Source organism: Marinobacter sp. MBR-105 (assembly GCF_053628895.1).
On sequence record NZ_JBRJHG010000025.1, the window covers coordinates 14,920 to 27,689 of the forward strand.

14 protein-coding genes and 1 riboswitch are annotated in these 12,770 nt (G+C 59.8%); of the genes, 8 read left to right on the forward strand and 6 right to left on the reverse strand.

Features of this window, described 5'->3' with window-relative positions:
* Window positions 1-33 precede the first annotated feature (33 nt).
* Together fmdA and ACSSVV_RS19955 are read left to right on the forward strand one after the other, a co-directional pair.
* Entirely contained in the window at window positions 34-1,266 is a 1,233-nt protein-coding gene (fmdA, locus tag ACSSVV_RS19950; protein ID WP_011787261.1) for a formamidase, read from the forward strand.
* 3 nt (window positions 1,267-1,269) lie between these two features.
* A complete protein-coding gene (locus ACSSVV_RS19955) occupies window positions 1,270-1,623 on the forward strand; it encodes a zinc ribbon domain-containing protein (protein WP_023011870.1) in 354 nt (117 codons plus the stop codon).
* 51 nt (window positions 1,624-1,674) lie between these two features.
* On the opposite strand, the gene ACSSVV_RS19960 is transcribed toward ACSSVV_RS19955, so the two are convergent.
* The gene (locus tag ACSSVV_RS19960; protein WP_454106887.1) at window positions 1,675-2,403 is read right to left on the reverse strand and encodes a DUF3047 domain-containing protein; all 729 of its coding nucleotides are present in this window, start codon (window positions 2,401-2,403) and stop codon (window positions 1,675-1,677) included.
* Window positions 2,404-2,477: 74 nt separating this feature from the next.
* Window positions 2,478-2,697: riboswitch (cobalamin riboswitch) on the forward strand.
* A 131-nt stretch (window positions 2,698-2,828) separates the two neighbouring features.
* On the opposite strand from ACSSVV_RS19960, the gene ACSSVV_RS19965 reads away from it, so the two are divergent.
* The 3 genes from ACSSVV_RS19965 to ACSSVV_RS19975 are packed head-to-tail and all read left to right on the forward strand — an operon-like array spanning window position 2,829 to window position 7,595.
* On the forward strand, window positions 2,829-5,591 hold the full coding sequence (locus ACSSVV_RS19965; RefSeq protein WP_023008407.1) for a ribonucleoside-diphosphate reductase subunit alpha: 2,763 nt from the start codon (window positions 2,829-2,831) through the stop codon (window positions 5,589-5,591).
* Window positions 5,592-5,618: 27 nt separating this feature from the next.
* Entirely contained in the window at window positions 5,619-6,677 is a 1,059-nt protein-coding gene (locus tag ACSSVV_RS19970) for a ribonucleotide-diphosphate reductase subunit beta (RefSeq protein WP_011787257.1), read from the forward strand.
* Window positions 6,678-6,737: 60 nt separating this feature from the next.
* Complete coding sequence (locus ACSSVV_RS19975) at window positions 6,738-7,595, forward strand: AraC family transcriptional regulator (protein WP_454106888.1); 858 nt, start codon at window positions 6,738-6,740, stop codon at window positions 7,593-7,595.
* Here the strand turns inward: ACSSVV_RS19975 and ACSSVV_RS19980 are convergent.
* Window positions 7,557-8,150, reverse strand: a complete 594-nt coding sequence (locus ACSSVV_RS19980) for a LysE family translocator (protein ID WP_011787255.1) — start codon at window positions 8,148-8,150, stop codon at window positions 7,557-7,559. The genes ACSSVV_RS19975 and ACSSVV_RS19980 overlap by 39 nt on opposite strands.
* A 149-nt stretch (window positions 8,151-8,299) precedes the next feature.
* Between ACSSVV_RS19980 and ACSSVV_RS19985 the strand changes: the two genes are divergently transcribed.
* Both ACSSVV_RS19985 and ACSSVV_RS19990 read left to right on the forward strand, forming a co-directional pair.
* Window positions 8,300-9,310, forward strand: coding sequence for a 2-hydroxyacid dehydrogenase (locus ACSSVV_RS19985; RefSeq protein WP_445477029.1), 1,011 nt, complete (start codon window positions 8,300-8,302; stop codon window positions 9,308-9,310).
* Between the two features lie 38 nt (window positions 9,311-9,348).
* Window positions 9,349-10,122: a CLCA_X family protein gene (locus ACSSVV_RS19990; protein ID WP_454106889.1), complete on the forward strand. Its 774-nt coding sequence runs from the start codon at window positions 9,349-9,351 to the stop codon at window positions 10,120-10,122.
* A 284-nt stretch (window positions 10,123-10,406) separates the two neighbouring features.
* Here ACSSVV_RS19990 and ACSSVV_RS19995 read toward each other — a convergent pair whose 3' ends face one another.
* From ACSSVV_RS19995 to ACSSVV_RS20010, 4 genes are all read right to left on the reverse strand, one after another.
* Entirely contained in the window at window positions 10,407-10,661 is a 255-nt protein-coding gene (locus ACSSVV_RS19995) for a Txe/YoeB family addiction module toxin (RefSeq protein WP_008938367.1), read from the reverse strand.
* The gene (locus tag ACSSVV_RS20000; protein WP_454106890.1) at window positions 10,658-10,909 is read right to left on the reverse strand and encodes a type II toxin-antitoxin system Phd/YefM family antitoxin; all 252 of its coding nucleotides are present in this window, start codon (window positions 10,907-10,909) and stop codon (window positions 10,658-10,660) included. The genes ACSSVV_RS19995 and ACSSVV_RS20000 overlap by 4 nt, the downstream gene beginning before the upstream one ends.
* A gap of 126 nt (window positions 10,910-11,035) precedes the next feature.
* Complete coding sequence (locus ACSSVV_RS20005; RefSeq protein ID WP_454106891.1) at window positions 11,036-11,353, reverse strand: CcdB family protein; 318 nt, start codon at window positions 11,351-11,353, stop codon at window positions 11,036-11,038.
* Window positions 11,353-11,598 carry a type II toxin-antitoxin system CcdA family antitoxin gene (locus ACSSVV_RS20010; RefSeq protein WP_113879945.1) on the reverse strand — a complete coding sequence of 82 codons (246 nt, stop codon included), beginning with the start codon at window positions 11,596-11,598 and terminating at the stop codon, window positions 11,353-11,355. Before ACSSVV_RS20010 ends, ACSSVV_RS20005 begins: the two co-directional genes overlap by 1 nt.
* A 263-nt stretch (window positions 11,599-11,861) precedes the next feature.
* Here ACSSVV_RS20010 and ACSSVV_RS20015 point away from each other — a divergent pair, with 263 nt between their 5' ends.
* Window positions 11,862-12,590 (forward strand): DUF3825 domain-containing protein, encoded by a 729-nt coding sequence (locus ACSSVV_RS20015; protein WP_454106892.1) that lies wholly within the window; start codon window positions 11,862-11,864, stop codon window positions 12,588-12,590.
* The last annotated feature ends 180 nt before the right edge of the window (window positions 12,591-12,770 follow it).

Sequence of the window (12,770 nt, forward strand, 5' to 3'; positions counted from 1 at the left end):
ACGCCGAACGCCAAGAACCAAGGAGCGACCGCTATGGCCGAAACACTCATCAAGATCGATTTGAGCAAATCCGCGTACGAGAACGAGAATATCCACAACCGCTGGCATCCGGACATTCCCATGGCGGCGACGGTCAAGCCCGGGGACGATTTCATCCTCGAGTGTTACGACTGGACCGGTGGCCAGATCAAGAACAACGACAGCGCAGACGACGTGCGCGACGTGGATCTGACCCAGGTTCACTTCCTGTCTGGCCCGGTGGGCGTGGAGGGCGCAGAACCCGGCGACCTGCTGGAAGTGGACATCCTCGACATCGGTGCCTTCAAGGACAGCCAGTGGGGTTTCAACGGTTTCTTCTCCAAGAAGAACGGCGGCGGCTTTCTGACCGAGCACTTTCCGGAAGCCCAGAAATCCATCTGGGATTTCAACGGCATGTTCACCAAATCCCGCCACATCCCCAACGTTGAATTCGCCGGCATGATCCACCCGGGCCTGATCGGCTGCCTGCCGTCCAAGGAAATGCTGGCGGAGTGGAACAAGCGCGAGAAAGAACTGTACGACACCGAACCGGATCGGGTGCCGGGCCTGGCAAACTTGCCCTACGCCGACACTGCCCACCTGGGCAAGCTGGCGGGTGATGCCGCCAAAGAGGCGGCGCTGGAAGCCGCCCGCACCGTACCGCCCCGGGAACACGGTGGTAACTGCGACATCAAGGACTTGTCCCGTGGTTCCAAGGTGTATTTCCCGGTCTATGTGAAGGGGGCAGGCCTGTCGGTGGGCGACCTGCACTTCAGCCAGGGCGACGGCGAGATCACCTTCTGCGGCGCCATCGAAATGGCCGGCTGGATTCATCTGCGGGTGAACCTGATCAAGGACGGTATGGCCAAATACGGCATCAAGAACCCGGTCTTCAAACCCAGCAGCATCAAGCCGCGCTACGAGGACTATGTGATCTTCGAGGGCATCTCGGTGGATGAAGAGGGCCAGCAGCACTACCTGGACGTACACGTGGCCTACCGCCAGGCCTGCCTCAACGCCATCAACTACCTGACCAAGTTCGGTTACACCCCGGCTCAGGGATACGCGTTGCTTGGCTGTGCGCCGGTGGAAGGCCACATCAGTGGCGTGGTGGATGTGCCCAACGCCTGCGCCACCCTGTGGTTGCCGACCGAGATCTTCGACTTCGACATCAACCCCACGGCGGAAGGACCGACCAGGAAGGTCACGCCGGGCACCGACGTACCCCTTTCACCGGACAAGGAGTAAGCCATGCCACTGTACGACTACAAATGCCGGGAACACGGGCTGTTCCAGGAACTGGGCGCCATGGCCGAAGCCGGTAACCCGGCCCATTGCCCCACCTGCAAGGCGCTGTCACCCCGGGTGATTGTGCTGCCGCCGGAGCTCCTGGCCATGGACCCGGCCCGCCGCAACGCGGAGGCGCGGAATGAAAAGGCGAGCCACGAGCCCATCATCTCCACCGCCGACCAGCGGGCCCGGGACGCCGAGCACCGCAAGAGTTGTGGCTGCAAGAAAAAGTCGGACAGTAAACACATGCTGTTCTACACCGCCGATGGCAAGAAGATGTTCCCGTCCATGCGGCCCTGGATGATCAGCCACTGACCATTGCTTTCACGTGTTTGGCCCCCTTGAGGGGCCTTTTTTTATGGCCGATCAGCGGTTTTGCTCCAGGGTGAGGTCGCCATACCAGGCCGTGGCCTGCACGCCGGTGTTGTCGGCGTCGGTCATGATGGCCACGCCCACAATGGCGGGCGGTTCTTCGCCGAAGGCCTGCCGGTAATCTGCCACCAGGTCCCGGGTAACGGTCACCCATTCGCCCACCTGCGACGGCCCCGAGTTGACGGCAATCATCATGGTTTTGTCGGTGTAGGCGTTGGCGACCATGCTCTGCTCTGGTAGCTGATTGGCCCAGATGTAGTTCAGGGCGTTGCCGGGCAGGGTCTCGCCGAACAGCACTTCCACGGTCTTGCGCTTGGCCCGTTCAAAAAAGCCGGCCTTGTCCGGCTGAAACTCAAAGGCGACGTAGATGCGGGCAGGGTAGTCATCACCGGACTTTTCGCGGGCGTTGCCGGCTTCGTAGATGTTCGACACCTTCCAGCGCCATGACAGCGTAAGCGAGTCGCCGGGCACCAGCTCAACACGGGCAATCAGCCCGGAGGCGCTCGCGTCTGCGTCGGCACGGACCACCTGCTGGCCGTCCTCCGTTTCCAGGGTGTAGCGGGTATGTGTCTCAATGTTCGGAAAGGTCAGAGGTTCCCAGCCGTCTTCCAGTGAGGCCATGGTGGAGAACCGGGTTAGCCGGTCTGTTTCTGCCCACACCGGGCTGGCGGCGAGACCGAGCGTCAGGGTACTGGCCCAAAGCAGCGAAATTCTCACATTCATTCCTCAAATCCGGTGGTCTGGAGATGGACAGGCTCTGTTGCAAAAAGTGCCTTGTCTTGGCGCATTCGGCCCTATATAGTGACCGTGTCCTTGGTTAACTACCATATATTGTGATCAAAGCTTGATCATTGAGGTAGTCGGGAATCCGGTGAGAATCCGGAACTGACGCGCAGCGGTATTGGGGAACGAGCGTGGCAAGATGACACTGGCGCAAGCCGGGAAGTCGCCACGTTAGGCAGAGCTGAAAGGTTCACGCCCCTGAGTCCGAAGACCTGCCAGGGATCAGAAGCCCCCCATGGGTTTCTGGACTGCACCTTCGCGATTCAAGGGTGAGCAGATTGGTCAGGCCTGCCCGTATTCGGGGCAAGGTGTGCCACTGCGTTCGCGAGGGTGAAACGGAACCAACGCGAATTCAGGAGAGCACCATGACAGCCACTGCCATTGCCGAACCCCCGGCCCCCGCGACCGATACCCAATCCCTGCAAGTTATCAAACGAAACGGCACCCTGGTGAGTTTCAACCCGGCCAAAATCAGTGTGGCGGTGACCAAAGCCTTCCTGGCGGTGGAAGGGGACCAGGCAGCCGGTTCCGCCCGCATCAACGACGCCGTGCACCGGGTTACCGAACAGGTAGTGCAGGCCATCAGCCGCCGCCTCAAGGCCGGTGGCAAGGTGCACATCGAAGACATCCAGGACCAGGTGGAACTGGCCCTGATGCGGGCCGAAGAGCAGAAAGTGGCCCGGGCCTACGTGCTGTACCGTGAAGAACACGCCCGCCAGCGCGCCGTGGACGAGCCGGTGGAAGCGCATCCGCACCTGACCGTAAAAAAAGCCGATGGCAGCATCGCCCCGCTGGACCTTGGCCTGATGAAGCAGCAGGTGGAACAGGCCGCCACCGGCCTGGACGGCATCAACGGCGACTCGCTGGTGGAAGACGCCCTGCGCAACCTCTACGACGGCATCGAAGAGACCGAAGTCCTGTCTGCCCTGATCATGACCGCCCGGGGCCGCATTGAACGGGAACCCGACTACAGCGCCGTAACCGCCCGCCTGCTGCTGGAACAGCTCCGGCTGGAAACAGCGGAAGCCCTGGACCTGCCCCGCAGTCTTCCGCTGGCAGAGATTTATCCACAGGCCCTGAGCGCCTTTGTTCACGCCGGTATTCGCTACGAACTGCTGGACGAAGCCCTGGCGGCCTTTGACCTGGAACGCCTTGGCAACGCCCTGAAACCGGAGCGCGATCTCCAGTTCGGCTTCCTGGGCCTGCAAACCCTGTACGACCGTTACTTCCTGCACTGGAACAAGGCCCGCCTGGAACTGCCCCAGGTGTTCTTCATGCGGGTGGCCATGGGCCTGGCACTGCGTGAGGACGACCCCAACGCCCGCGCCATCGAATTCTATGAGCTGCTGTCCAGTTTCGATTACATGGCCAGCACGCCCACCCTGTTCAACAGCGGCACCCGGCATTCCCAGCTGTCGTCCTGCTACCTGACCACGGTGGGCGACGACCTGGAAGGCATTTACGGGGCCATTCGCGATAACGCCCTGCTGTCGAAATGGGCAGGTGGTCTGGGCAACGACTGGACCCCGGTGCGGGCCCTGGGTTCCCACATCAAGGGCACCAACGGCCAGAGCCAGGGCGTGGTGCCGTTCCTGAAAGTGGTCAACGACACCGCCGTGGCCGTGAACCAGGGCGGCAAGCGCAAGGGCGCGGTCTGTGCCTATCTGGAAAGCTGGCACCTGGATATCGAAGAGTTCCTGGAACTGCGCAAGAACACCGGCGATGAGCGCCGCCGTACCCACGACATGAACACCGCCAACTGGGTGCCGGATCTGCTGATCGAACGCATGCGCGAAGACCGCGACTGGACCCTGTTCTCCCCCAGCGATGTGCCAGATCTGCACGACCTGTACGGCAACGCCTTCCGCGAGCGCTACCAGCACTATGAAGCCCTGGCCGAGCAGGGCAAGATCAAGCTGTTCAAGAAAATTCCCGCCAAACAGCTGTGGCGCAAGATGCTGACTGTGCTGTTCGAGACCGGTCACCCCTGGATCACCTTCAAAGACCCGTGCAACCTGCGCTCCCCGCAGCAGCATCAGGGCGTGGTGCACAGCTCCAACCTGTGTACCGAAATCACCCTGAACACCAGCGCCGATGAGATTGCGGTGTGCAACCTGGGCTCGGTGAACCTGGCTGCCCACATCAAGGACGGCGAGCTGGACGTCACGCGCCTGGAGCGCACCGTGAACACCGCCGTGCGCATGCTCGATAACGTCATCGACATTAACTTCTACGCGGTGCCGCAGGCGCGCAATTCCAACCTGAAGCATCGCCCGGTGGGCCTGGGCCTGATGGGCTTCCAGGACGCCCTGTACCAGCTGGGCCTGCCGTACTCCAGCCCGGAAGCGGTGGAATTTGCCGACGTTGCCATGGAGCAACTCAGCTACTTCGCATTGCGTGCCTCCGCCACGCTGGCCGGTGAGCGAGGCGCCTACGACACCTACGAAGGCTCGCTGTGGAGCCAGGGCATCCTGCCGATGGATTCGGTGGGCCTGCTGAAGGACAACCGCCGGGACGGCGACCTGTCGCTCAATACCAACAGCCGCCTCGACTGGACCCCGGTGCGGGAGCTGATTGCCAAAAACGGCATGCGCAACAGCAACGTGATGGCCATTGCCCCGACCGCGACCATTTCCAACATCGTGGGCGTGTCCCAGTCCATCGAACCGGCGTACCAGAACCTGTTCGTGAAATCGAACCTGTCCGGCGAGTTCACCGTAGTGAACCCCTCGCTGGTGCGTGATCTCAAGGCCGAAGGCCTGTGGGACAACGTGATGGTGAACGACCTGAAATACTTCGACGGCAGCGTGCAGCAGATCGACCGCATCCCCGCCGAGCTCAAGGCCCGCTACGCCACCGCATTCGAGATTGACCCGCGCTGGCTGGTGGAAGCGGCGGCCCGGCGCCAGAAATGGCTGGACCAGGCCCAGAGCCTGAACCTGTACATGGCCGAACCCAGCGGTAAGAAGCTGGATGCCCTGTATCAGCTGGCCTGGGAGCGTGGCCTCAAAACCACCTACTACCTGCGTTCCCTGGGGGCCACTGGCGCCGAGAAGACCGCGCCGGTATCGGCGCCACAGCCGCAGGTGTGCAGCATCGACAATCCCGACTGCGAAGCTTGTCAGTAACCATTTACTTATTTGGGAGGCACCCACATGCTGGACTGGGACGACGAACCAAAAGCGCAAACCACTGCCGCCGCCACCGGCGGCCCGGCGCCCGTGAATGTCGACGACAAGCGGGTGATTAACGGCGAGACCGACATCAACCAGTTGGCACCGTTCAAGTACCCCTGGGCCTGGGAGTACTTCATGAACGCCAACAAGAACCACTGGACGCCGCTGGACGTGAACATGGCGCAGGACGTTCACGACTACCACCACCGGCTGACGCCGGCGGAAAAACACGTGTACGAGAACGTGCTGGCGTACCTGACCACCTCCGACATCCTCGCCATGCGCAACATCGGCCTGGCGGTGATGGAGAAGATGAGCGCGCCGGAACTGCAGATCTACCAGGCCCGCCAGGTGTACGAGGAAGCGCTGCACACCTGGACCTACCAGCACTGCATCGAAACCCTGAACCTGGACCAGAGCGAGATCTACAACCGCTACCGCGTGGTGCCGGAGATCAACGGCAAAATCCAGCTGGCCAACCGCCGGCTGGACGCCGCCATGCGCTCCGACATGAACCTGCGCAACCCGGACGAGCTGCAGGACTTCGTGATGTCCTACCTGTTCTTCGCCGCCGTGTTTGAGGGCTGCTGGTTCTACAATGGCTTCAGCCCCATCTTCGCCCTGCAGCGCCGGGGCCTGATGCGGGGCACGGGCGAACAGTTGCAGTACATCCTGAGGGACGAAGCCATGCACTTCTCCTTCGGCCTGAAAGTGGTGAACCAGATTCTCGAAGAAGAGAAAATCACCCTGGACCCGAAAGCGGTACGCGAGATGTGGGACGAATCCGAAGCCGCGGAAATGGCCTACGCCAACTACGTGCTGCGGGACCCGATTCTGGGTTACTCGGCGGAATACCACAGCGAACAGTTCCGCTTTGTCGCCAACCGCCGGGCCCGCACCGTGGGCCTGGAAGAACCGTTCCCGGGGGCGAAGAACGTGTCGCCCTGGCTGGACGAGCAGGCCACCCTGCGCAAGGAGAAGAATTTCTTCGAAACCCGGGTGATTGAGTATCAGACCGGCGCGCAGCTGGAGTGGTAAGTTTCTGCTAGGCTAGTGCCATACGCACCGGCCTGGCCGATTCGCTTTGAGGCAACCACCATGACCGACCCTCGCACACCCATCTTCTGGCGCGACGCCCGCATGCCCCATGTGGAACTGCGCAAAGTCGAGGATGGGCGCGGGGTCTGTTATGCCCTGCACACCCACCGGCACTGGTCGATCGGCGCCATCACCGGCGGTGAAAGCACGTTCCTGTACCGCACCGACCAGTACCACGTGAGCGCCGGCACGCTGGTGTTGATGAACCCGGAATGGCCCCACGCCTGTAATCCCATTGATAACCAGCCCTGGGCGTATCTGATGCTGTATGTGGATTCCGCCTGGCTGACCCGGCTCAGATTTGAAGCGGGCCTGCTGCCCAGCGAAGACTGGCAGGACCTGGACACGGCAGTGATCACCGACCCCCGCCAGAACCAGGACTACTGCACCATGGCCGATTGCCTGCTGGACCCGGGCCGGGACCTGCTGGAAAAGCAGAGCCGGGTTGCCGAGTATCTGCTGGACCTGATGCAGAGCCTGGCGCAAGCGCCGGCCCGGGGCATTCCGCGACCCTCGGGCACCCTGGCCGCGGTGGCTGAGTACCTGGACAGCCATTGTACCGACGAGGTATCGCTGGACGACCTGTGCCGGCTCAGTCGCTACAGCCTGGGGCATCTGGTGCGGGCGTTTCGGCAAAGCTACGGGTTAACGCCCCACGCCTACTTGATCAACCGCCGCATACAGCACGGCCAGAGCGAACTGAAACGCGGCGTGAGTATTGCCGACGCGGCCCTCAACGCCGGCTTTGCCGACCAGGCGCATTTCCAGAGAACCTTCAAACGCGTGGTGGCGGCCACCCCGAACCAGTATCGCCAGCCCTCAGTCCAGCAACAGGAACACGCAACTTCCGGCAAGTAACAGCGCCAGAACCCGGTTGAACCCGCGCAGGATTCGCGGCTGCTGTACCAGGCGGCGAAGCCCGACCCCGACATACACCCAACTGGCCAGCGACAGCCAGCAAATGGGCAGATACAGCCCTGCAAACAGCCAGAGCAGGGTGCTATCGCCGCCCTCGGTAAACGCACTGATACCCGCCACCGAAGCAAGCCAGGCCTTGGGGTTCAACCATTGCATCAGGGCGCCGGTGACAAAGCCGGGGGCCGGGCGTGCCTCATCCTCACTGAGATGGCCATCGGCGGTGGCCAGCTGGTAGCTCAAGTACAGCAGGAAGGCGACGCCAGCCCAGCTCAACCAGCGCTCGAACCCGGGCGCGTGTTCCAACAGCGAATTCAGGCCCAGGCCCACCGCCATAAACAGCGCGATAAACCCCAGAGTGGCCCCGGTGACAAACACCAACCCCTGAGACACCGGATAGCGCGTGCCACTGCTCAGGCACACCAGATTGACCGGCCCCGGCGATACCGAAGCCACCAGGGCGAAGGCCGACATCGGCAGGATAATAGACAGACTCATAGCATCAGCACTCTGTGAACCAACGGAGGCGCCCAGTGTGCCCGGAGCCTTGTAACCGGTATTGAACAAAATTGCGGTGGCTCGCCGCCGGGCATTTGATTTATGTTTGAAGAACCCCGTACCCACCCAGACCGGATGAGGCCAATCCCATGAAAGTGGCGGTTTTCAGCACCAAGCCCTATGACGAACAGTTCCTGGCACAGGCGAACCAGGCCAGCCACCAGCATGAACTGGTGTTCCTGGAACCACGCCTGAATGCGGCCACTGCGGCACTGGCCAAAGGCTTCGACGCGGTATGCGTGTTCGTGAACGACCAGGTGGACGCCAACGTACTGGAACAGCTGGCCGCCGGCGGCACCCGGGCCGTGGCCCTGCGTTGCGCCGGGTTCAATAACGTCGACCTGAAAGCCGCCGAACGCCTGGGCATCGCCGTGGTACGGGTACCGGCGTATTCCCCCTATGCGGTGGCCGAACACACCGCTGCCCTGATCCTGACCCTGAACCGGCAGATCCACCGGGCCTACCACCGCATTCGTGATGGCAATTTTGCCCTCGACGGCCTGCTGGGGTTCGATCTGCGGGGCCGCACCGTGGGTGTGGTGGGCACCGGCCAGATTGGTGTGGAAGTGGTGCGCATCATGCGCGGGTTCGGCTGCCGCGTGCTGTGTTACGACCTGCACGCCAACCCGGAGGCGCAAACGCTGGGCGCGGAATATGTGAGCCTGGACGAACTGTTCCGGGAAGCCGACATTGTGACCCTGCATTGCCCGCTCACCCCGGACACCCATCACCTGATTGATGCCGCAGCCGTGGCCAAAATGAAAAAAGGTGTGATGCTGATCAACACCAGCCGGGGCGCCATGGTGGACACCGCCGCCATCATCGAAGGCCTGAAATCCGGCCAGGTGGGCTACCTGGGGCTGGATGTGTATGAGGAAGAAAGCGACCTGTTCTTCGAAGATCTCTCCAATATCGTGCTGAAAGACGACGTGTTCGCCCGTTTGCTCACATTCCCGAATGTGGTCATCACCGGCCACCAGGCGTTTTTCACCCGCAACGCCCTGGAAAGCATTGCACACACAACACTCAGCAACCTGGCGGACCTGGAATCCGGCGGCGGGTGCGCCAACCGGGTGCTGGCCGCCAACGGCAGCACCTGAACTGAGACAAGCCGCCCGCGCCTTCGTACAATGCCGCCATGCCCAGACCCTTCTACAGAACCGGCCCCGACCACCGCGCCGGGGCACCGGTCAGCTTTTTAGACGTGCGCCGGCGGTTCCAGTTTCGATCCGTCGAGATTGGCCGTTGGGTAACCGAGCCTGAAAAACAGCGCAGTGCCGCCCTGTTCTACGATGCCCTGTGCGACCTGATGATCATCCTCGGCGGCACCGAAAGCCTGATCTCCCTGCGTGGCACTTTGGCTTTGCAATACGGCATTGGCGGCCGCCCGGGGGTGTCTGCCCATTACACCCCCGCCACCCGCAGCTTCGCCCTGGCCAAAAACGCCGGCCCCGGCAGCATCGCCCACGAATGGTTTCATGCCTTCGACCACTATATCGGCGACAAACTGTTCCCCCAGGTACCCCGGGGCCAGTTCGCCTCCCGACAATGGCTCACCCGCCAGGACGCCATCCAGCACCCCCTGAACCAGCGCCTGCAAGCCTGCTACCAGGTCATCCTGCTGGACGACAGCGGCCAAAACCCCAGCCCCCTGTTCCGGAACTCCGCAAAAGCCGACAAGGCCGCCGGCGTGCACTACTACAGCCAGCCAGAAGAACTCTGTGCCCGAGCCTTCGAAGCCTTCATCCAGGACGCTGCAGTGAAGAATGCCTTTCTTGTGAAAGGCACCAAAGAGAGCGAAGAAGCCCGCCTGGGGCTATATCCACAGGGCGAACAGCGCGACCGGATAAACGCCGCCTTCCGAACCTATTTCCATTCCCTGGGCCGCGCGTTGCAGCAAAAACCGGCCTAAAAACCGGAGTTATACGAACGCGTTCGCAAAACCCCGGGCAGGCTCCGGAAATTGTTGCTAACCTTCTGATAAGTTTGAAAAGGAAAAACAGGGCGGGCGGAGTTATACGCCCCCAACATGGAGCAGGGGTGGCTCGAACACGGGCGTATAACTCCGGCGGTAGCCGTGGTGGGTTCAGGTAATCTGCTGATTTTATAGGTGAAGCTGGGGTTTGAGCGGGCCGAGAGTTTTGGAGTTATACGAATGCGTGTTATACGAACGAGTTCGTATAATTAGCTGTTAAATCAGTAGTGATACCGGAGCTGGGCGATAAGCAAAGCGTCATCCGTGACCTTGTAAACGATTCGGTGTTCCTCGTTGATTCGGCGGGACCAATAACCGGCGAGACTGTGTTTGAGGGGCTCGGGTTTACCGACGCCTTCAAACGGTTCTCGCTTGGTCTCCTTGATGAGCTTATTGATTCGATTAAGGATCTTTTTGTCGGTTTTTTGCCAGTACAGATAGTCTTCCCAGGCGTTCTCGGAGAAGATCAGTTTCATTCAAGAAGTTCCTTTTCCTGACCACCGCCTTGCTCCAGCTCGGCGACGGATTCCACCAAACGACGGGCGTTCTTTGGCGCCCGAAGAAGGTATGCAGTTTCCTGCAGTGCTTCGTAGTCCTCAAGGGAGATCATGACCACGGACTGGGATTTGCTCCGGGTGATGATCACTGGAGAATGGTCTTCACAGACCTGCTCCATGGTTTTTGCTAGATTGGTTCTAGCGGCTGTGTAGCTAATAGCATCCATATGGTTGCTCCTGTACAGGATGTTGTTCCTGTTCAGGATACCGTACAGAAAAAGATTTAACAATCGGCTGCACAGCGACCGATTTTCCGCCGCTTCGCGGCTCCAAACCGGCGCGTGAGCCGGGCGTTAAATGCCGGTGATAGCCAGGTCCAGAGCTCCAACAATCTGGTCTCTGAAGTGTGAGAGGGAGCCAATGGGACTCTTGAGGTGTTTTTCGGGCACTGAGGAAACTTGAGGAGTTAACAGTAACAGCTCCTGGTCGGCAAAGCTGATTTCCGGAGTGAGCCCTTGCATGGCTTCGCCACCGAAGGCAGAACGTTTGCCCAAAGGGATAACAATGCGAGTTGCCAAATCGCTCAGGAGGCTGCTCTGAATATCCACTAGGTAAGGGTACTGAGCCTTGCTGGTTTTGCTTGGGTTGGGGTACACATCGAACTGCGCCATCAGAACTCCCGGAATTCGTCGCCGAAGCATCCATGTTGTTCAACGAAATCGTTGTAACTTTTTATCGCAGCCCGATTTTTTTCAACCCATTGTGCGGCTTCGCGTTTCGAAAGCTCTTCTTTCAGAGCGCGTTCCAGGGTGGCAGACAAGTTAATGTTCAGTTCCCGGGTTTTACGCAACAGATCACTGTTGATAGAGAGGTTCGCTGCTTTTTTGGGGGCGGCTGAATTATAGAGTTCGGCCATGAGGGCCTCCGAGAAGGTTTAGAATACACGGTCTGATATTATGCGCATGACTATGCGCATGCAAGCATTTAACCAGTGGCTGTTGTCGGACGCGCCTGCGCTGGCGCTCCGGCACGCCGCAAAGCCAGGGCGTTAGAGAAGAAAACAGGAGAAAAAGTTTGCCATACGAAAGTTTGATGAAGCGCTATCGGGACCAAAATCCTCGAACTGTATTCGCCCATTTTCCATACCGCGGAGATGCCGGGGAAAATTGGGAGACTCCCATGAAAAAGCTAGCAGAAAAGGCAAGGCCTGAGCAGTGGGACTTTCAAAGAGCGGAGTTCAAAAAGCCAAATGAGGATTACCCCATACTCAAGAATTTTTTGAACTACACGTTCTTGCGGCTTCAGGAACAGGATAAGATTCGATATTCCGATGATGGTAGTCGAGCCTGCCTCAACACAGGGCTTCAGACACCAGAGGGCAAGGATATTTTCGCAACTTTCTATCGAAACGGCCAAGCCGAGCAAAAACAACAGCCTGACTGGACATTGTTTGGCTACTTTGATGCTTACTCTGACAAAGTTAGAGATTTTGAGCCACTACCCGATATTGCCACCTTCACTGATGACCCCGCTGACCTCATTTATGATCACCGGTATGATTTTGAAGTGCAGTACGAGCACATCATCAATGACAATGAGGATCGCTTACCTGATGTTTTACAGGGTAATCCGCAGCTTGCCCGCAATGCGATTGAAGGCGCTATTGCGCAGTTGAGAGCTAGGCTGAGACGGAACTACAAGCTCGCAGTTCCTCATTGGTACAACGGAAAAGTTCAGCTTCTTCTGCCTCTTTCTATTACTGATGACCAGTCTGCTGATGTTGCTCTTGTTGTTGAGAGAGACACCGGTAGAAGGAAGTATATGGTAAGAACTGTCCTAACAATGGAAATGGCATACATTGATGCTCGCATCATATGTGCACCTGATAGGGAATGGTTGAACCCTTAAGGCTCTAACAAATGGCTGTTGTCGGACGCACCTGCGCTGGCGCTCCGGTGCGCCGCAAAGCCAAGCGTGTGTGCCGGGCATGGCGCAGAACTAGGGAGGTGAAAGTCCTCCTGCCAGGTGTTCGCAGAGCCGAAGGCTAGGAGAAGGGCAAGGGCGTCATCGCGAGGTGGGGTCTGAAGG